The 18,400-nt window shown below is 74.1% G+C and carries 14 protein-coding genes; 7 read left to right on the plus strand and 7 right to left on the minus strand.

Annotated features, from left to right (window positions below; genetic code table 11):
* Positions 1-4: 4 nt before the first annotated feature.
* Both FMEAI12_RS00650 and FMEAI12_RS00655 read left to right on the plus strand, forming a co-directional pair.
* On the plus strand, positions 5-871 hold the full coding sequence (locus FMEAI12_RS00650; RefSeq protein WP_235013555.1) for a shikimate dehydrogenase: 867 nt from the start codon (positions 5-7) through the stop codon (positions 869-871).
* Complete coding sequence (locus FMEAI12_RS00655) at positions 868-1,971, plus strand: ROK family protein (protein ID WP_112104603.1); 1,104 nt, start codon at positions 868-870, stop codon at positions 1,969-1,971. Before FMEAI12_RS00650 ends, FMEAI12_RS00655 begins: the two co-directional genes overlap by 4 nt.
* Before the next feature lie 88 nt (positions 1,972-2,059).
* Here FMEAI12_RS00655 and FMEAI12_RS00660 read toward each other — a convergent pair whose 3' ends face one another.
* The 3 genes from FMEAI12_RS00660 to FMEAI12_RS00670 all read right to left on the minus strand — a co-directional run bounded on the left by FMEAI12_RS00660 (position 2,060) and on the right by FMEAI12_RS00670 (position 5,277).
* Positions 2,060-2,704: an HAD-IA family hydrolase gene (locus tag FMEAI12_RS00660; RefSeq protein WP_020459272.1), complete on the minus strand. Its 645-nt coding sequence runs from the start codon at positions 2,702-2,704 to the stop codon at positions 2,060-2,062.
* A gap of 51 nt (positions 2,705-2,755) precedes the next feature.
* Positions 2,756-3,850, minus strand: coding sequence for a Gfo/Idh/MocA family protein (locus tag FMEAI12_RS00665; protein WP_112104632.1), 1,095 nt, complete (start codon positions 3,848-3,850; stop codon positions 2,756-2,758).
* A 260-nt stretch (positions 3,851-4,110) separates the two neighbouring features.
* Positions 4,111-5,277: a DegT/DnrJ/EryC1/StrS family aminotransferase gene (locus FMEAI12_RS00670; protein ID WP_112104604.1), complete on the minus strand. Its 1,167-nt coding sequence runs from the start codon at positions 5,275-5,277 to the stop codon at positions 4,111-4,113.
* A gap of 337 nt (positions 5,278-5,614) precedes the next feature.
* Here FMEAI12_RS00670 and FMEAI12_RS00675 point away from each other — a divergent pair, with 337 nt between their 5' ends.
* The 3 genes from FMEAI12_RS00675 to FMEAI12_RS00685 all read left to right on the plus strand — a co-directional run bounded on the left by FMEAI12_RS00675 (position 5,615) and on the right by FMEAI12_RS00685 (position 10,303).
* On the plus strand, positions 5,615-6,052 hold the full coding sequence (locus FMEAI12_RS00675) for a type II 3-dehydroquinate dehydratase (RefSeq protein WP_071060259.1): 438 nt from the start codon (positions 5,615-5,617) through the stop codon (positions 6,050-6,052).
* Between the two features lie 480 nt (positions 6,053-6,532).
* On the plus strand, positions 6,533-7,984 hold the full coding sequence (locus FMEAI12_RS00680; protein WP_235013550.1) for a glycoside hydrolase family 6 protein: 1,452 nt from the start codon (positions 6,533-6,535) through the stop codon (positions 7,982-7,984).
* Positions 7,985-8,302: 318 nt separating this feature from the next.
* The gene (locus FMEAI12_RS00685; RefSeq protein ID WP_235013551.1) at positions 8,303-10,303 is read left to right on the plus strand and encodes a DUF6461 domain-containing protein; all 2,001 of its coding nucleotides are present in this window, start codon (positions 8,303-8,305) and stop codon (positions 10,301-10,303) included.
* A gap of 15 nt (positions 10,304-10,318) precedes the next feature.
* On the opposite strand, the gene FMEAI12_RS00690 is transcribed toward FMEAI12_RS00685, so the two are convergent.
* Together FMEAI12_RS00690 and FMEAI12_RS00695 are read right to left on the minus strand one after the other, a co-directional pair.
* Positions 10,319-12,748, minus strand: a complete 2,430-nt coding sequence (locus tag FMEAI12_RS00690; protein ID WP_112104607.1) for an ABC transporter permease — start codon at positions 12,746-12,748, stop codon at positions 10,319-10,321.
* Complete coding sequence (locus tag FMEAI12_RS00695) at positions 12,745-13,533, minus strand: ABC transporter ATP-binding protein (protein WP_112104608.1); 789 nt, start codon at positions 13,531-13,533, stop codon at positions 12,745-12,747. Before FMEAI12_RS00695 ends, FMEAI12_RS00690 begins: the two co-directional genes overlap by 4 nt.
* 311 nt (positions 13,534-13,844) lie before the next feature.
* On the opposite strand from FMEAI12_RS00695, the gene FMEAI12_RS00700 reads away from it, so the two are divergent.
* Together FMEAI12_RS00700 and FMEAI12_RS00705 are read left to right on the plus strand one after the other, a co-directional pair.
* Positions 13,845-15,260, plus strand: coding sequence for a sensor histidine kinase (locus tag FMEAI12_RS00700; protein ID WP_235013552.1), 1,416 nt, complete (start codon positions 13,845-13,847; stop codon positions 15,258-15,260).
* On the plus strand, positions 15,257-15,925 hold the full coding sequence (locus FMEAI12_RS00705) for a response regulator transcription factor (protein ID WP_083390750.1): 669 nt from the start codon (positions 15,257-15,259) through the stop codon (positions 15,923-15,925). Before FMEAI12_RS00700 ends, FMEAI12_RS00705 begins: the two co-directional genes overlap by 4 nt.
* Here FMEAI12_RS00705 and FMEAI12_RS00710 read toward each other — a convergent pair.
* Both FMEAI12_RS00710 and FMEAI12_RS00715 read right to left on the minus strand, forming a co-directional pair.
* Positions 15,903-17,843: an MFS transporter gene (locus tag FMEAI12_RS00710; RefSeq protein ID WP_112104610.1), complete on the minus strand. Its 1,941-nt coding sequence runs from the start codon at positions 17,841-17,843 to the stop codon at positions 15,903-15,905. The two genes, FMEAI12_RS00705 and FMEAI12_RS00710, sit on opposite strands and share 23 nt — an antisense overlap.
* Positions 17,843-18,322, minus strand: coding sequence for a MarR family winged helix-turn-helix transcriptional regulator (locus FMEAI12_RS00715; protein ID WP_071060176.1), 480 nt, complete (start codon positions 18,320-18,322; stop codon positions 17,843-17,845). The genes FMEAI12_RS00710 and FMEAI12_RS00715 overlap by 1 nt, the downstream gene beginning before the upstream one ends.
* Between the last annotated feature and the right edge of the window lie 78 nt (positions 18,323-18,400).

Here is an 18,400-nt window from a genome sequence, read left to right on the forward strand (position 1 = left end):
CAGCATGGCGCGGGGGTCGGTGACGCTGGCCGCCCCGGATCCGGATCGGCGGGAGCCGGCGCGGCCGCGGGAGATCACCGGGACGACCCGGCTGTACGCCGTCGTCGGTGACCCTGTCGAGCAGGTCCAGGCGCCGATGCTGGTGAACCCGGTGTTCGCCGAGGCGGGCCTGGACGCCGTCCTGGTGCCCGTGCACGCGCGCCCGTGTGACTTCCCGACGGTGCTGGCCGGGCTGTGTGCCATGGCCAACCTGGACGGCATCCTGATCACGATCCCGCACAAGGTCGCAGCTGCGGAGCTGGCGGACGTCCGCTCCGCCGCGGCGCGGATAAGCGGCAGCGCGAACGCCCTGCGGCGCGAGCCGGACGGGCGGTGGCTGGCCGACAACTTCGATGGCGCCGGCTTCGTCCGCGGCCTGGCCCGCGCGGGGCATCGTGTGGCGGGGGCCCGGGTCCACCTGGCCGGTGCGGGCGGGGCCGGCAGCGCGATCGCGGTGGCGCTGCTCGAGGCCGGCTGTGCGAGCCTGGCCCTCCACGATCCCGACACCGCCCGTTCGGGCGAACTGCTGGGACGGCTGGACGCGCACTGGCCCGGTCGGGCTGGTGCGGCGGCGGCACCCACGCCGGCCGGGCAGGTCGATCTGATCGTGAACGCCACGCCGCTCGGGCTGCGACCGGCCGACCCGTTGCCGTTCGACCCCGCGATGCTGCCGGCGGGCTGCGTCGTGGCGGACATCATCATGAAGCCGGCGCGCACCCGGCTGCTGCAGGCGGCGGCCGAGCGCGGTCTGCCCGCCCATCCGGGCATCCACATGCTGGCCGAACAGGTCGACCTGTACCGCACCTTCTTCAGCCTGCCGGGCGCGCGGTGAGCCCCGCCGGCGCGGCCGACGCTGCCAGCCCGCCCAGCGCTGCCAGCCCAGCCGGCACGGTCTGCCATCTCGGCATCGACGTCGGTGGCACCAAGGCCGCGCTGCGGCTGGTGCCGGTCGGCGGCGCGCCCCGTGAGGCGAGCTTCCGGTGGTCGGCGGACGTGCCGGCCGAGACCGACCTGCGCGATCTCGGGGCGGGCGTGGCGGCGCTGCTCGGCGAGTGGGGCGGGCGGCTGGCCGGCGTCGGCGTCGCGATGCCGGCGACGGTCGACCCGTCCGGTCGGGTCACGGCCTGGCCGAGCCGGCCGTCGTGGACGGGCCTGGACCTCGGTCAGGCGGTTCGCGAGCTCGCCGCGGGCGCGCCGGTGGCCCTCGGCGACGACGGTGACCTCGCCGCGCTTGCCGAAGCGGACCATGCCGGCAGCGCGAACCTGGTCTACGTGGGGGTCGGCACGGGCATCGGCGGCGGCATCGTGCTCGACGGACGGCTCTGCCCCGGCACCGCGCGCGGCTCGTGCGAGATCGGCCATCTCATCGTGGCGCTGGACGGGCCGCGGTGCCGATGCGGGCGGGACGGCTGCCTGCAGGCCCTCGCGTCCGGACCGGCCACGCTGCGCCGGGCCACCGAACTACGCGCCACCGCCCGACCGGGCGCGTCAGACGAACCAGGCGCGTCAGACGAACCGGCCGCGGCCGCCGAGGTGACCTATCCGGAGCTGCGCGAGGCCTGGGTGGAGGGTGCGGGCTGGGCCCGCGCCGCGGTCGGGACGACGGCGCGCGCGATCGCGGGCGCGCTGGTCGGGCTGACCGAGCTGGTGCGGCCGGATCTCGCGGTGGTCGGCGGCGGGTTCGCGGACGGGCTGCCCGGGCTCGTCGACGCGATCACCGTGCAGGCCCAGGCGATGGCCCGGCCGGGCCATCCGCCGGTGCCCGTCCGGGCGGCGGCGCTGGGCGGGCTGTCATCGCTGGCGGGCGCGGTGATCCTCGCCCGCCACGCCGATGAGGGACGCGGCGACGGCCGCGACCTCGACCGGGAACGCCGCACCGACCACCTCGGTCTCGACCTCGACCCGGCCCGGAGCGTGCTCCGGACGGGGTGAGCCAGCCGGCGACCGGCGGGGCCCGACGCGAAAACCCGGGCCCCGCCGACGGCCATCCACACACCGCGCCGTCCGCACAGCGCAGCGTTCACACCGCGCGGTGGTCACCGAGCAGGCCGAGGAGCTCACGCGGGGAGCGCAGCACCGAGTCGGGGCCGGCCGCCAACAGCTCGGCCTCGTCGGTCTCCCCCCACATCGCGGCGACCGCCCGCACCCCGGCGCCGCGGGCGCTCTGGATGTCGGTCACCGCGTCGCCGATCATCATCGCCTCGCCGGGCGCGGCACCGAGCACGTCGAGGGCGAGCAGGACGATGTCCGGGGCCGGCTTGGGGTGGGCCACCTCGTCGGAGCCGATGACCCGTTCGAAGTAGTCAACGATCTCCAGCTCGGTGAGCAGCGCGCGGGCCCGCGGGCCGCTCTTGCCCGTCGCCACCGCGAGCCGCAGGCCGCGCTCGCGCAGGTCGCCGAGCAGCTCCCGGACGCCCTCGAAAAGCAGGACCTTGCGGGAGAGCCGATAGCTCTCCCGGACGAAGGGCTCCTCCATCTCGAGCGGCAGGCCCATGATCCGCATGATGTCCGGGAAGTACCGTCCGAGGTGGCGGTTGTACTCCTCGAACGGCGCGGGGCCTGGCCCGACCACCTCGGCATAGGCGATCATGAACGCCTCGCGCATGACGGCGTGGCTGTCGACGATCACACCGTCAAGGTCGAAAACGATCGCGTGGGTGCCCATCGGTTCCCCCCCAAGGCTCGGCGTTGCGGTCGGCGGTGGGTGCTCGCGGCGTCAGAACGCGACCCGGGCGGCCGGGATGGCGTGGTTCCGCGGTCGCGCGGAGTCGTAGACCCGCTCGATGGCGGCGATCGTCGACCGGGCCTGGGCGACGGCCCGGCCGCGCTGCCCGGCGTCGGCGAGCAGCGCCGGGAGCTCGTCGAGCTGGCGGCGGTACTCGGCGCCGATCGGCTCGGTGACGACGTCGACGGCGCTGTCCACGCCGTCCTTCGTCCAGGTCAGCGTGGACGCGGGATGCCGGTTCGGGCTGAAGCCGAAGGTGCAGCGCAGCTCGGCCGTGCCGGCGCTGCCCTCGACCCGGATCACCGTCGCGTCGAGCGCCTGGTGCGACGCCCAGCTCGCGCGCAGCGACACCGACACGCCACTGCCCGCGACGAGGAACGCGCGGACCGTGTCCTCAACGTCGCCTCCGGCCCGGGACTGGGCGGCGTCCTCGTGCCGCCAGGCCGCGCCCCAGGCGGCGTTGGCGACGAAGTCGCTGGAGACGGTCCCGACGGCCTGGACGAAGCCGTCCGTGCCCACGAACGGCGCGACCGCGTCGAGCAGGTGCCAGCCGAGGTCGACCAGCGCCCCGCCCCCGGCGAGGCTGCGCTGGGTGAACCAGCCGCCGGCGTCGGGAACACCGCGGGCGCGCACCCACGAGACGTCCACGTGCCGGATCTCACCGAGCCGCCCGGCGAGGTCGTAGAGCGCGCGGGTATCGGCCCGGAAGCGGGACGCGCTGCCGGCCAGCAGCATCGCCCCGCCGGCCAGCTCGGCGGCGGCCAGGGTGTCGGCCTCGGCGGTGCTGAGGCAGACGGGCTTCTCCAGGAAGACCGGAACCCCGACGTTTAGCAACCGTGCGGCTACAAAGCTGTGCAGGTGGTTGGGGACCGCCACGACGGCGAGGTCCACCTCGGCCCGCCGCAGCGCGTCGGGGTCGTCGAACAGCCCGACCGGTGCCTGGCCGTCCAGCGCCGCGGCCAGCTCGGCCCGGGCCGCCGCGTCGGGGTCGACCAGCGCGACCACGTCGTACGCGGCGTGCTCGCGCAGGCGGGGCAGCCAGATCGACCGCCCGGCCCAGCCGAGCCCGACCACGGCGACGCGCACCCGGCCCGGGGCCGCGGAGACCACGGTCACCGAGGACGCGACGGACGGCGGGGCCACCGGCGCCGCCAGGGCCTCAGCGGAGGCCAGAGCCTCCGATGCCACCAGAGCCTGCGACGCCACCAGAACCTCGGACGACGCCAGGGCGCTCGCGGAGACGAGGGCCTCCCCGGACCCGAGGGCCTCCGCGGGCACCGGGGCCGCCGACGGCGCCACAGGCGTACTCGGAGCGGCCGGAGCGGCCGGCGAGCTCACGGTCGTCGTCACGCGTCCGCCAGCGTCTCGGCGATGATCGCCGCGATGTCGTGCATCTGCTCCTCGGTGCCGAGCAGCGTGCGGTGGTGCAGCCAGATGCCGTCCGCGCTCAGCGCCTCGACGTTCGGGCAGCGCGCGGCGATCTGGTCCACGGTCTCGTCGGGCGCGCCGGTCTCCCAGAAGCCGTCCGAGCGGTAGATCGAGCGGAACGCCGCGAACGCCGGCAGGCCGCGCTCGATCAGCGCGTCGACGAGGGCGTTGCGCCGCTCCTCGCCGAAGCCGGGCACCCGGAACATCGCCATGTAGTGCGAGTTGCGGTCACAGCGCGGGTCGCGGCTCTGCGGGACCACGCCGGGGATCTCGGCGAGCAGGCCGGACAGCACCGGCCAGCGCTGCTCACGGGTGTCGATCTGGCCGCCGAGCCGGGCGAGCTGCGCGCGCAGCACGGATGCCGAGAACTCGTTCATCCGGAAGTTCGAGCCGGACGTCTGGTGGAAGTAGCGGCGATCCGTCCGCGGACGGCCACAGCTGTGCCGCAGGAACGCCTGCTCGTACAGTTCGGCATCCGGGAAGGTCACCGCACCGCCCTCGCCGGCCGTCATCAGCTTGCCGTTCTGGAAGCTGAAGGCCGCGACGCTGCCGTGCTCGCCGACCTTGCGGCCCTGCCACTGCGTGCCGTGGGCGTGCGCGGCGTCCTGGATGATCGGGACACCGGTGTTCGCGGAGATCTTGGCGAGCGCGTCCATGTCCGACAGGTGACCGGCCATGTGGACCGGCATGATCGCCTTCGTCCGCGGTGTGATCGCGGTCTCCACCGCCGCCGGGTCGATGCAGTAGGTGTCGAGGTCGACGTCGACCGGGACGGCGACGGCACCGAGCCGCTGGGCGGCCTGCGACGAGGAGATGAACGTGAACCCGGGGACGATGACCTCCGTGCCGGGGCCGACCCCGAGCACCTGCAGCGCCAGCTCGAGCGCGTGGGTGCCGTTCGTCACCGCGAGGGCGTAGGGCGAGCCGTGGTACTCGGCGAACTCCCGCTCGAACGCGTCGACCTCGCCACCGCCCATGCGCCACCACTGACCCTGTTCCAGCGCGCGGATCAGTCCGTCACGTTCCGCGCCGTCGAACTGCGGCCAGGCGGGAAACTCGGGCGCCGGGCGTCGACTGTCGCTCATATACCTAACCCTTCATGACGGATACAGATGCCTGCGAGGCTGCGGCGATGTCGACAGCCCCCCCATGCCGGCCTTCGGCGGACGAAATCCATCGAACCCGGTGCGCAAAGGACGGTACTACGGGAACACCAGGCAACCGGCAGCGCTCTCCCGGATGTCCGCGGACGACGCTGTCACCACCCCGACACCACGGGTCCCCACCACCATCGAGCTTGCGAATCCGGCCGAGAGCGGGTAGGAGCAGCGCCACAGAGCCGGACCCCGACCGGGAGAGAAGCGCGGGCCCTGTTATAAACACCGTGCCCGGACATCCGCTACACCCTTGCAGAGGTACGCTGTGAGCAATCTTCTCCTGCTGAACGGCCCGAACCTCGGGATTCTCGGCAGGCGCCAGCCCGAGATCTACGGAACGGCCACACTCCGCGACATTGAGGAGGCCATGGCCGCGCGGGTCGCCGCCCGGGGCTGGAAGATCGTGTCGGTCCAGCGCGAGTCCGAGGGCGAGCTGATCCACGCCATCCAGGACAACTACGACTCCGTGGGTGCGGTCGTCAACCCGGGTGCGCTCATGGTCGCCGGCTGGAGCCTGCGCGACGCGTTGGCCAACTACCCGCGGCCGTGGATCGAGGTGCACCTGTCGAACGTGTGGGCTCGTGAATCGTTCCGGCACGAATCGGTCATCTCGCCGCTGGCCGCCGGAATCATCGCCGGGCTCGGCCCGCTCGGCTACGAACTGGCCGCCGACGCGCTCATGAAGACCGTCACAGCACCCTGAATCTGCGGCACCGCCGGGATGCGGCGCAATGCGCCGATGCCTACTCGCGCAACAGGCGTCACTGTGACGGCTACCTCACGTTGAAGCTCACGCCCGGCATCGGCGGTGGGCGGACCGGTGCCGCCGCGAACCGCCCCGCCCGGCACCTACGGGCTACCCCCGGACGACGATTACCGGCGCAACGGAATTCGCTGTGGGCCGGCGGCCCACCCCGGTCGGACCAGACCTGGACCGGCCGCCGGGTATGAGCCAGACCAGCAGTCACGTAAGAGTGGATCCGTGCACGGGTACGAACCCGCCGGGCACCCACCGGTCGGGCACGTTGGGGCGGAATTGGATTTCCCGACACAGGCTGTTGCCTAATTCTCGATGAGCACGGTCATGTTCCCGCGCCCGGCACTGCTACAGTTCTGGGCGGGAGGGGACCCACCGAGGCAACGCATTGTGAAGACGGGAGGGCACGTGCCCGCGGCTCGCCCCATGAGGAATCCCGCCGCCCGGCCGCGCACCGTCGAATACGGCTTCGGCGACGACGCCGCCGCTGGCGCGGACACCGATCACCAGACGTCGATTCACCCGGTGACCACTCACCCGGAGACCAATCACCCGGCGAGCGCTCACCGGACCACGACTCGCCCGGCCACGAGTCACTCAACCGCGAGGCGCCCGGCCGCGGCACGCGCGACCGGCGCGCGCTCGAGCGGCGCGCACGGATCGCGGCGGCCGCCGCTCGATGGCCGGCTCGCCCGCACGGCGTTCGCGGTCACCGCGGCGCTGACGCTACTCGGTGGGGTCGGTCTCGGCCGGGGCCTCGCAGGCCCCGACGGCTCCGACTCCGCGGTGGACGCGCTCGCGGCGACCGGGGCCGGCCGCGTGCCCCCGCCCGCCGCCGTCCACACGACCGGGCCCACCGTCACCGCACCCGCGCGGCCGGCTGCCTCCGGGCTCACCGCGGTACAGGTGCCCACGGCCGCGCTCACGAGCGCTCCGCCGCCCGCCGCCGCGCAGGCCCTGCCGGTGGCGGCGCCGCCGGCGCCCGCCGCCGCGGCCGCGGGGAACCCGTTCGCCGGCGCCCGGTTCTACATCGATCCCGCGGACCAGGTCGCCGCCGCGATCAACGCGCTGCGCGGCGGGAATCCCTCCGCCATCGCGGCGCTGGAGAAGATTCTGCGTGGCGCGCACGCGGACTGGTTCGGATATGCCGATCCGGCCACGACCCAGCGCAAGGTGGCCGGCCGGGCCGGCACCATCAGGGGTAACGGCGCGCTGCCCGTCTTCGTGGCCTACGCGATTCCGAACCGCGACTGCGGAAGCTATTCCGCCGGCGGCGCCGGTGGCGCGCAGGGTTATCGCGACTGGATCGCCGGCTTTGCCGCCGGGATCGCCGGCGGGCCGGCCGCGGTCGTGCTCGAGCCCGACGCCATCGCCCAGATCGACTGCCTCTCCCCCGCCGACCAGCAGACGCGCTACGGGATGCTGTCGAACGCGGTCGACGTCCTGAACGCCGCCGGGGCGACCGTCTACCTCGACGCCGGCAACGCCGGCTGGCACAGCGCCGTCACCATCGCCGCCCGGCTGAAGTCGGCGGGCGTCGACCGGGCGCGCGGATTCGCACTGAACGTGTCGAACTTCGGTACCACCGCCAGCGAAGTCGCCTTCGGTGACGCGGTCAACGCCGCGCTGGGCGGCGGAGCCCACTTCGTCGTGGACACCAGTCGCAACGGCCTGGGCCCGGCGCCGGACAACGCCTGGTGCAACCCGCCCGGCCGCGCGCTCGGAACGCCGCCCACCGCCGCGACGGGCGACAGCGACGTCGACGCATTCTTCTGGGTGAAGATCCCCGGGGAGTCGGACGGCACCTGCAACGGCGGCCCCGCCGCCGGCCAGTTCTGGCCGGACTACGCCGTCGGCCTGGGCAGCCGGGCCGGCTGAGGAACGCTGATCAGGGCCGCTGCCTGGCCCGATGGTGGAACGGCCGGCGCCATGCCCGGTTGGGCACGGCGCCGGCGGCGGGCGGCGGCGGCGTTGTCGGTTTCCGCGCCGCCACAGTCCGGATCATTTCCGCGCCGTACCAGTTCAAGCAGGGTGCCACCTGCTTCGACACAAACATCTGACCGCGGCCACCGGTGTCAGAAATACGCGAGGCCCCGGTACCTGCGGCCGATCCCCACGAATGTGTGTTGCCTGATCGTCACGCTGTCAGAGCGCCGATCAAGCCGAAAAGAGCAGCCGGTCAGTAAAGTTTCGTGGGTGTTTCGACCGGACCTGGAAAGCCGTCAGATTTCCCTCCCCGAGCAGACCGTCGAGCTTCCGGCGGACCTCCTGGATCCGCTCGCGCACGTCGTCGCGGAGGTATTTCCGCAGCTGGTGGCCCATATTCCGCCCACCCCCGCGGCTGAGCTCGGCCGGCTCGGCGCGACGGCGCCCGCTCCGGTCCCGCTCCCACCCGCACCCGCCGGACCGGTGTTGACCGCGTTGCGTTCGGCCGGGCCGCGCCTACCGGAACGACTGCTCGGCGCGCTCGAGCTCGCCATCGACGAGCTTCCGCTGCGCGCCCCCCGCGGCCTGGCCAGGGGCCTGGTCGACGCCCCGCCGAACGGGCCGCGCGGCGGGAACGGATCGCGCGCGTCCGCGGCCGCCGCAGGCGAGTCCGAGGCGGTCCAGGCGGTCGCGATCCTGGATGAGGTCCATCCCGGGGTGTCCGATCTGATCCACAGCTACCTGCGCACGCTGGTCGAGCATCCCGCCGTGGCCCCGCTGCTGGCGGCGGACGACCCCGCCGCGGCCGGCCCGCTCGACGGCCGCGGCTCGGACGGCCGCCCGCTCGACGGCACCGCACTCGGCAGCACCGCGAACGGCGAATCCGCGAACGGCGGGTCCGCGTTCGGCGGGAGCCTGTTCGGGCCGCCGGACGAGCTGGCCGACGAGCCCACCCTGGCCGCCCGGCACGGGGCCGCCCACCTGGCACTCGCGGTCACCGTCGCCGCCGCCGTCCTGCGGGAGCTGGACCCGCCGATGATCGGCACCGGCGCGCCGGGGATCGTCGGCACGGCCGTGGGGTCCGTCGCGCTGGTGCTGCCGGGCCGGCCGATGCCACTCGCCTACCCGGCCGCACTGCTGGCCCGGCGCCGCGCGGAGTACCGGCTGCCGCGGCAGGCCGCCGGCTGCGTCACCGTCGACGGGCACTGCTTCGGGCTGGTGGAGGGCGAGCTGCCGAATCCGCCGAGCTTCGCCCGCAACGGCCTGGTGGAGGCCGTCTCCGGCGGTGTCCTCGTCCGGACCGGCATGGGCACGGGCCGGGTACGGGTGTCGCTGCGGGTGCTGGCGACACCGCCGGCCCCGCCGGTCCCCGCCGACGCCGTCCGCTGGGACGAGATCGTCGACGTGAGCTGGACGGCCGCGAACGGCGCCGCCGCGGTGGCCGGCGCCGGAGCGAGCGCCGCCGGCGGCGGCGGCACCACGACAACGGGCGTCGGCGCCGGGGCCGGCTCGGCCGCCGACCTCGGCCACCTGACGACACCGCCCTGGCCCGGGGACTACCGGCTGCGGGTTTACGCCCACGGCCGGGACGGCGCCGGCGAGGACGAGACCTACGAGCTGGTGGTGTGGAGCGCCCCGGCCGCGCCCGAGACCGTCCACCGGCGCACCGACCAGCTGGGGCACCGGCTGCGCGGCGAGGAGCTTCCGCCGGTCGTGACGGTGCCGGAGACCCGCTACCGGTGGGTGCGCCGGCGCAGCGCCTTCCGCGAGGCCGCCACGTTCACCATCGTGGTCGGCGCCTCGCCCGAGGACGTCGTGCGCTGCTTCGACGCCGATCCCGGCGCGCCGTGCTCGCTGTCCCGGCTGCGCGCCGACCGGCGCACCGACCCGTACGTGCTGGTTCTGCCGCTCGACGGCGACGACCGCGCGGTGCTCGCCGTCGAGGACAACGGCTTCCAGGGCTCCCGGCACCCGGTGCTGTCCGCGGTCTCCCGGCACGGCCTGGCGGCGAGCATGTTCTGGAACATCAACGCGCTCACCCGGCTCTCGCTCGCCCGGGACGGCGAGGTGCTCGCCGCGTTCGAACCGGGGCCGGACGCCGTCCCCGACGCGGTCGTGCCGCTCCTGCGGGACGTCGACCTGGCCGGTGCGACGGACCGGGTCGCCAAGGGCCTCGTCGTCGTCGAACGGTTCACCGGGCATCCGGTCCTCTCCGAGCACCTGGACCGGATCATCGAGAACGACGTGGCGTACCTGATCAACCAGCACTGACCGGGCGGATCCACGTCATTCGGCCCGCAGCGCGGTCGTGGCCCTGGTCCCGGCCGCCCAGCCGGCCGGGACCAGGGCGCCGAGCACCGCGATCAGCAGGCCGCCGAGGACCAGCAGGGCGGCGGCCACCGGGCCGTACACGTCGATGTACGCCCGTGGCATGCCGGTCCTGGCGGCCGTGCCCATCAGCGGGACGACGCGGTGGTGCAGCGCGACGCCGGCCGGCACCCCCATCGCCGCGGCGCAGACGCCGATGCCCCCGGCCGAGGTCAGCACCATCGCGAGGACCTGCCGCGGCGTCATGCCCACCGCCTTGACGACACCGAGGTCGTGGACACGCTCCCGGGTGTCCAGGACGACGGTGTTGAGCACGCCGAGGCCCGCGACGACCACCAGGAGCAGCGTGAGCGAGGCGATCAGCGCGTCCATGACCGCGATCACCTCGGAGCCCTCCTCGAGGTTCGCCCGCACCACCGCCGGGTGGGAGGCGAGCGCGTCCTGCAGGGTGTCGACGTAGCGCACCAGGTCGGTCCCCGGCTGGAGATCGATGCTGAAACTGTCGACGGCCAGGCCGAGATCGAGACCGCGCAGCGAGGTCTCGTCGGTGGCGAGGTCGACAGTGTCGTCATCGAGATCGAAGACCTCGCCGACGATCCGCAGGGCCACCGACACCCCGTGGTCGGTGACGGTCACGGTGTCGCCGATCCCCGCGCCGGTCTCGTCCAGGAACCGCGTGTCGGCGACCGCCTCGCCCGGCCCCCGGAACCAGTCACCGGAGATCATCGGACGTGCGCCCCAGGATGAGTCGCCGGTGTGGGCGGTGACCGTCACCGGCCCGACGATCCCGAGCGCGTACACCTCGGCGTGCGCGCTGGTGAAGAAGCGGGCGGTACCCGGCTGCGCCGCGATCACCTTGGCCACGTCCGCGGCATCGCCCGCGTCCGCCACCTCACCCGCCGCGACCGGTGCCTGTGCCGGGCCCGGTGCCGCGACTCCCGACTTCGGGCCATGCGCCACCCGGACGTGGGTGCTCACGACGACCTCTCCGGCCTCGTCCCGGCTGTTGTCCGCCGCGATGGAGTCGAGTGTCGAGGCCAGGCCGACCGCGAACGAGACCCCCAGCGCCCCGAAGCCCACCGCGACGGCGAGCACGCCCGAGCGGGCGGGACGGGCGAACGGATGGGCGAGCCCCAGACTCAACGGCCGTGGCAGCGGCAGCCGGGCGGCGAGCCGGCCCGCCCACCGACCGCGGCCCGGTCGGGGCACGCGCCCGAGCCGCATCGCGTCGACGGGGCTGCGTCGCCCGGCGTGCAGGGCGGGCAGCAGCGCGGCGACGGCGACGAGCGCGAGCGCGCCCGCGCCGACGGCCGCGTCGACCCAGAGCGGCACGGACGGCGCGACGGCGCCGTAGGCGGCCGCCGACCCGTCGAAGACCACCATGGCGAGCAGGTTGCCGCACAGGATGCCGAGGCCGACACCGCCCGTGGCCGGGACGAGCACCTGGGCGACGTGTGCCCCGGCCGCCTGGGCCGGGGTGAGCCCCAGCGATCTCAGCACCCCGGTGCGCCAGATCGTCGCGCCGACGCCACCCGCGACGACGGTGCCGACGATCAGCACGGACATGGCCAGGCCGAGCACGCCGAACGCGGCCACGAACGGCGTGAACACCGCGGTCCGGACGAGCGCGCCCGCCCGGACGTCCAGGTAGGACCTGGTCCCGGTCACCGCGCCGGCGGGCATCCCCGCCGAGATCGCCGCCCGGCCGGAGTCGATCGCGTTCTCGGTGCCGGCGGCGGTGAGCCGGTAGAGCATCTGGAGGCCCGCCGGAACGTCCCGCGAGACGAACGCCGCCAGGGCGTCCGGCGCGACCCAGGCCCGGGCGCTGCCACCGGCCGAGTGAGCGAGACCCACCACGGTCAGCACGGGGGCTCCGGGCAGGTCGGGCAGCTGGAGGCGGGCGCCGAGCAGCGAGGGTGGCAGGGAGTCCGGGTCGAGAACGATCTCTCCTCGGTTGGTGGCCCATCGGCCCTCGATGACAGCGACCTGGTCGATCGAATCGGGGCCGCTGTCCGGCTGGTTCCGACCGACCACGGTCAGGGATGGCAGTCCGAGCCCGACGGGCAGTCCCGGCGGGCCGCCGACGATCCGGGGCCGCAGCTCGGCGACGGGGAACGGGCCGGCAGCCTGCGCCACCGGCGCCGCCGACCCGGTGGCGGCGAGCCGCGCGGCCGTCACCTTCGTCGCGTCGAACTGGACCGTGAGGTGCGCGCCGTGCTGGGCTGCGAACGCGCGGTCGAACGGTGCGCGTGACCCGGCGATCAGACCGAGCGCGAGCACCGAGGCCGTCACGGCGAGCAGCGTGGTCAGAGCCACCACCGACGCCTGCGCCCGGCGCCGGCTGACACCGGCGAGCACGACCCGTGCCAACGGCCCGGCGGGGTTCATCGGGACACCGGCGCCGGGCCACCGGTCACGGTCCCGCCGGTCCCGCCGACGGCGGACCCGTCGGTGCCGCAGGCTGCTGTCGTCTCAGCGTCCCGGGCGACGGACCCGTGGGTGTCCCGGGCGACGGTCCCGTCCGCCAGCTCGACGGTGCGGCTCGCGCACGAGGTGGCGAGCGCCGCATCGTGGGTGACCAGGAGAAGTGTCTGCCCGTCGGCATTGACCGCGGCCAGCAGGTCCCGGACCTGGGCGGCGGCGACGCTGTCCAGCGCACCGGTCGGCTCGTCCGCGAGGAGAAGCGCGGGCCGGTTCATCAGTGCGCGGGCGACGGCGACCCGCTGGCGCTCGCCGCCGGACAGCCGTCCCGGGTAGGCGCCGCCGTGCCTGGCCACACCGAGGTAGCCGAGCAGCTCGTCGGCCCGGGCGCGCGCCCGGGCCGACGGTGTGCCGGCGAGCTGGGCGGGCAGCAGCACGTTGTCGAGGACCGTCAGGTCATCCAACAGGTTGAAAAACTGGAAGATCATTCCGATCCGCGCGCGACGGAACTTCGCCGCGGCGGTCTCGTTCAGCCGGTCGACCCGCACGCCGTCGACCGTGACACTGCCGGTACTCGGCCGGTCCAGCCCGGCCACCATGTTGAGCAGCGTCGACTTGCCACTGCCGGACGGCCCGACGATTGCCAGCGATTCGCCGGGTGCCACGGTGAGCGAGAGCCCGGCCAGCGCCGACGCGGCACCGTCGTATCTCTTGGTGATGTCGTGGATGGCGATGGCTGGGGGCGCGGGCATGGGTCCTCCACAGGTCTGAGTCGGTCGGCCACGACGCGGCCCGCGGCCGGTCACCCGTGCGGTGTCACCGCCCGACGTCCCGACCGGCGGCGCCAGCCCCCGGGGTGGGCTGTGCCGGCGAGTGATCCGGGCCGCGTCGGTCGGGACGCTAGGGGCCGGCGCGGGGCGGGCGCGTCGGCCGTCGCGCCGATGTCCGCTCCTCCGCCCGGCGCACCGGGCGCGACGTCATCCCTGCGAGGTAGGCCGGCGATGTACGGCCACTGCGCACCTCAGCGGATGTGGACGGACGCCGCTCTTGCCAGACTGGGCCGGTGATCTGGGCGGCGATCCGGCGGCATCGGGAACGGGCCGGCCCGGCCAGCCTCACCGTCTGGGCGTGGGTGGCCGACGCGATCCTCGCCCTGGTGCTGGCCCTGGGCGTGGTGACCGCCATCAACGGTGACCGCCTCCTCGCGGTGCCCGCACCGGGGACCTCGCAGTCGGCACGCGTCGAACGGCAGAGTCGACCGGTCCTCCCGCTCACACGGGTGACCCCCGTACCACCGGTGGAACCGGTACCACCAGTGGAACCGGTACCGCCGGCAGCACCGGTACCGCCGGTGGCCCCGGAACCGCGGGAGGTGCCGTCACGCGCGGGCCCGGCTCAGGTGTTCCCATCGCAGTTCGTCGCCGTCCAGACGCCGGTCGCCGACTGGCAGCTGGCGCTGGCCGTCCTCGCCGCGCTACCGCTGGCCGCGCGGCGGCGGTTCCCGCTGGCGACCTACGGGTGCGTCATCGCCGCCGCGTCGTTACTCCAGCTGGACGTGCACATCGATGACCTGACGACGTTCACCTTCACGGCCTGCCTGATAGCCGGGTACAGCGCGGCGATGTACAGCCCGCACCGGGCGTGGGCGGCGGCGGGCATCGCCGGTGGTGCCGTGCTGCTCACGCTCGGCCACCACACGACGATCCCCAGGATCAGCTCTGACTACTTTCCCTTCCTGGTCCTGATCCCGCTCGGCCTCGCGGCGAACGCCGCCCACACCCGCACTCAGCGCGCGCGGGTGCAGGAGGCGGAACGGGCCGCGGCGAGCCGGCAGGCCACCGATCAGGAGCGGGCCCGCATCGCACGCGAGCTGCACGACGTCGTCACCCACAATGTGAGCGTGATGGTGATCCAGGCCGGCGCCGCCCGCAAGGTGCTCGACGCCAACCCCGATCTGGCGCGCGAGGCCATCCGTGCGGTCGAGACCAGCGGCCGCAGCGCGATGACCGAGCTGCGTCACGTGATGGGCCTGCTGACGATGAGTGGCGGTGCCCCGGATGGGGGGGACGACGGCCCGGGCCCCAGCCCACAGCCGGGGCTCGGCCGGGTCGACGAGCTGGTGCGGCGCGTTCGCGACACCGGAGTGGACGTCGAGCTGAGTGCGACGGGAACGCCGGTGCCGTTGCCCGCCGGCGTCGACCTGGCCGCGTTCCGCGTGGTGCAGGAGGCCCTGACCAATGCCGTCAGGCACGCCGCCGGGGCGCGGGTCCGGGTCGCCGTGGTCTACGCACCGGGTCTGGTCCGGGTCGAGGTGACCGACAGCGGCGGCGTCCGGGCGGCGGCCGCCGGGGCGGGCAGCGGCGCCGGGCTGCTCGGCCTGCGGGAACGGCTCGCCGTCTACGGCGGCACGCTGGCGGCGGGCCCGCGCCCGACCGGCGGGTACCGGGTGCTGGCCGAGATCCCGCTGGACGGTCCGTGACCCCGCCACGGGTGGTCGTCGCCGACGACCAGGCGCTGGTCCGGGCCGGGTTCCGGATGATCCTCACCGCCGACGGGATCGAGGTGGCCGCCGACGCCGCCGACGGCGCCCAGGCCGTCGACGCTGTCCGGCGGACCCGCCCGGACGTCGTGCTCATGGACATCCGCATGCCGGTGATGGACGGGCTGGAGGCCACCCGCCGGATCCTGAGCGGCACGGCGGAGGCGCCCCGGGTGATCATCCTGACGACGTTCGACGTCGACCAGTACGTCTACGCGGCGCTGACCGCCGGGGCCAGCGGCTTCCTGCTCAAGGACGTCAGTCCCGAACAGCTGGTGGCCGCCGTCCGGCTGGTCCGCGCGGGGGACGCGCTGCTCGCGCCGACGATCACCCGCCGGTTGGTGGAACGGTTCGCATCACCGGAGCGGGTGGCCGCCGCGACGCACCGCGACCTGGCGACGCTCACCCCGCGGGAGCTCGAGGTCCTCCGGTTCCTCGCGCGTGGTCTGAGCAACGCCGAGCTGGCCGCACGTTTCCAGCTCAGTGAGGCCACGGTGAAGACTCATGTGGCCCGGATCCTCGGCAAACTGCGGCTGCGGGACCGGGTGCAGGCGGTCGTCGTCGCCTACGAGACGGGACTGGTCACCCCGGGGGGCCGCCCCTGAGCGGTCCGGTCGCGCCCGGACCCGGCCCGGCCGGACCCGACGCTTCGGGCCCGGGACCGGCCGCGTCGGCCCCGGGCGAGTCCGCCCCGGGCACCTCGGCCCCAGCTACGTCGGCCCCAGCTACGTCGGCCCCGGCAGCACCGGTCCCGACCCGATCACGGCCCGACGCCTCGAGGAGGACGGGCTCCGCCGGCACCGACTCGAGGAGGCCCACCGCGAGCGGGACCGGCTCGAGCGGGTCCCGCTCGACATGGTGGGCACCGCGCAGCACCGACGCCGCCGCGGCGATGAGGCCGAGCAGGGCCGAGGCCACGAACACGACGACGAGGCCGTCGTGGAACGGCGTCGAGATGAGGTGGGGGAAGAACTCGCGGCCGGTGACGGTCGCCCGGTGGTCCGGCGTCAGGTCGTCCAGCGTGCCGGTCGAGCTCAGCAGGTGCTCGACCGGGTTCAGGCCGAGCACCGCGGCGAACAGCGACGCGACCGGGGGCAGGGAACCGACCTGCTGGGCGACGTCGGCGGACACGCCCTCCGCCCGCAGGCCGGCGGAGAAGGCTCCCGGCAGGCTGCCCGCCAGCCCGGCGACCATGAGTGAGAAGAAGAGCCCGATGGACAGCGCGCCACCGGCGTTCTGGAAGGTCGAGCGCATCCCGGATCCGACCCCGCGCAGGTGCGCCGGGACGCTGCTCATGATCGAGGACGAGTTCGGCGCGGCGAACATCCCGGCGCCGATGCCGTTCACGGTGATCAGCAGGCCGAACGCCCAGTAGGAGAAGTTGACGGGCAGCAGCATGAGGCCGACGAAGCTGCCCGCGAACACCAGCATCCCGGTGGTGGCCAGGCCGCGGGCGCCGGAGCGGTCGGACAGGAACCCCGACAGCGGGCCCGCCACGAGGACACCGGCGGTCAGTGGCAACAGGTAGATTCCGGCCCAGAACGGGGTGTCGTCGAAGTCGTAGCCGTGCAGGGGCAGCCAGATCCCCTGCAGCCAGATGATCAGCATGAACTGCAGACCGCCGCGCGCGACCGACACCGCCAGGCCGGCCGCGTTCCCGGCGCTGAAGGCCCGGATTCGGAACAGCGAGAGCTCGAACATCGGCGACTCGAACCGCTTCTCGATCACGACGAAGGCTGCCAGCAGCGCCACTCCCCCGATGAGCAGCACCAGGACCTTGGGGCTGCTCCAGGCCATCGCGTGGTTCTTGTAGGGCTGCAGGCCCTCGGTGACGGCGATCAGCACCGCCCCCAGGCCCACCGAGAAGGTGATGTTGCCCCACCAGTCGAAGCGGCCCCGTTCCGGGCGGTCCCGGCGCTCGGGCTCGCGCAGCGTCCGGTAGGCCCAGATGGTGCCGAAGACACCGACGGGCACGTTCACCCAGAACACCGCCCGCCAGTCCAGGACCGCCAGCACCCCGCCGGCGACCAGGCCGATGAACTGCCCGGCGAGCGCGGCGACCTGGTTGATGCCGAGCGCCAGACCGCGCTGGTCGGGCGGGAACACGTCGGTGAGGATCGCGGCCGAGTTGGCGGCCAGCATGGAGCCGCCGACCGCCTGCAGCACGCGCCAGCCGATCAGCCACATCGCGGCGCTGCGCCCGTGGAAGGGATCGAAGGACAGCAGGATGGAGGCGACGGTGAAGACCACAAAGCCGGCGTTGTAGATCCGCACCCGGCCGAACATGTCGCCCAGCCGCCCCAGCGGCACGACGAGCACCGCCTGCACCAGGCGGTATCCCATGATCATCCAGAGCAGATAGCTCACGTTACCGGGCGCCAGCGGATCCAGGTCGATGCCGAGGAAGATCGGCGGCAGGGCGATCAGGACGATGGAGCCGTCGAGCGCCGACATGAAGACCGCGGCGGTCGTGTTCGCCAGGACGGCCCAGCGGCGATCGCCGTGCTTGGTGACGGCCGCCATCAGATGCGCTGCGCCAGGCGCTCGAGCAGCGGCGCGGCGGCCTTCAGGCAGGCCAGCTCGTCGTCGTCGAAGCCGCTGGACAGCGCCCGCGCGAGCTGCTCGCTGCGGGCGTTTCGCCTGTCCCGCAGCGCCTCGCGGCCGGCGTCGGCGAGCGAGAGGATCACCCGGCGGCCGTCGTCGGGATCGGGCCGGCGTTCGACGAGGCCACGCTCCTCCAGGCCGCCCAGGGTCGCCCCCATCGACTGCGGGCTGATCGTCTCCTGCTTCGCGAGGGCCGCGGCGGTGGTCGGGCCGCCGCGCTCAAGGCGCACCAGGGCCGCGATCTCCCCGACGGTCAGCTCACCGTCGGGCTGCACCAGACGCAGCCGCCGCCCCAGCAGGCTCATGCTCAGCCGCAGCCCGGCCGCGATCTCGAGGAGGTCGGCGAGTTCGACGGGCCCGGCGGCGTCCGCCTCGACGATCTCAGCGTCAGCGAACATTCCGTCAGCCTAGACTTACAAGTCCAGCCTGACCAGATGTGTCCGGGTCAGTGGGCCGACGTCACGGAATCGGAAGCG

Source organism: Parafrankia sp. Ea1.12 (assembly GCF_900465275.1).
GTDB classification, from domain to species: domain Bacteria; phylum Actinomycetota; class Actinomycetes; order Frankiales; family Frankiaceae; genus Parafrankia; species Parafrankia soli.

Bases quoted from the DNA above. Each gene is read 5' to 3' on its own strand.
- FMEAI12_RS00680 (WP_235013550.1), top strand. From the start codon at position 6,533: ATGAGGAATCCCGCCGCCCGGCCGCGCACCGTCGAATACGGCTTCGGC.
- FMEAI12_RS00690 (WP_112104607.1), bottom strand. From the start codon at position 12,748: ATGAACCCCGCCGGGCCGTTGGCACGGGTCGTGCTCGCCGGTGTCAGC.
- FMEAI12_RS00660 (WP_020459272.1), bottom strand. From the start codon at position 2,704: ATGGGCACCCACGCGATCGTTTTCGACCTTGACGGTGTGATCGTCGAC.
- FMEAI12_RS00650 (WP_235013555.1), top strand. From the start codon at position 5: ATGGCGCGGGGGTCGGTGACGCTGGCCGCCCCGGATCCGGATCGGCGG.
- FMEAI12_RS00695 (WP_112104608.1), bottom strand. From the start codon at position 13,533: ATGCCCGCGCCCCCAGCCATCGCCATCCACGACATCACCAAGAGATAC.
- FMEAI12_RS00670 (WP_112104604.1), bottom strand. From the start codon at position 5,277: ATGAGCGACAGTCGACGCCCGGCGCCCGAGTTTCCCGCCTGGCCGCAG.
- FMEAI12_RS00715 (WP_071060176.1), bottom strand. From the start codon at position 18,322: ATGTTCGCTGACGCTGAGATCGTCGAGGCGGACGCCGCCGGGCCCGTC.
- FMEAI12_RS00710 (WP_112104610.1), bottom strand. From the start codon at position 17,843: ATGGCGGCCGTCACCAAGCACGGCGATCGCCGCTGGGCCGTCCTGGCG.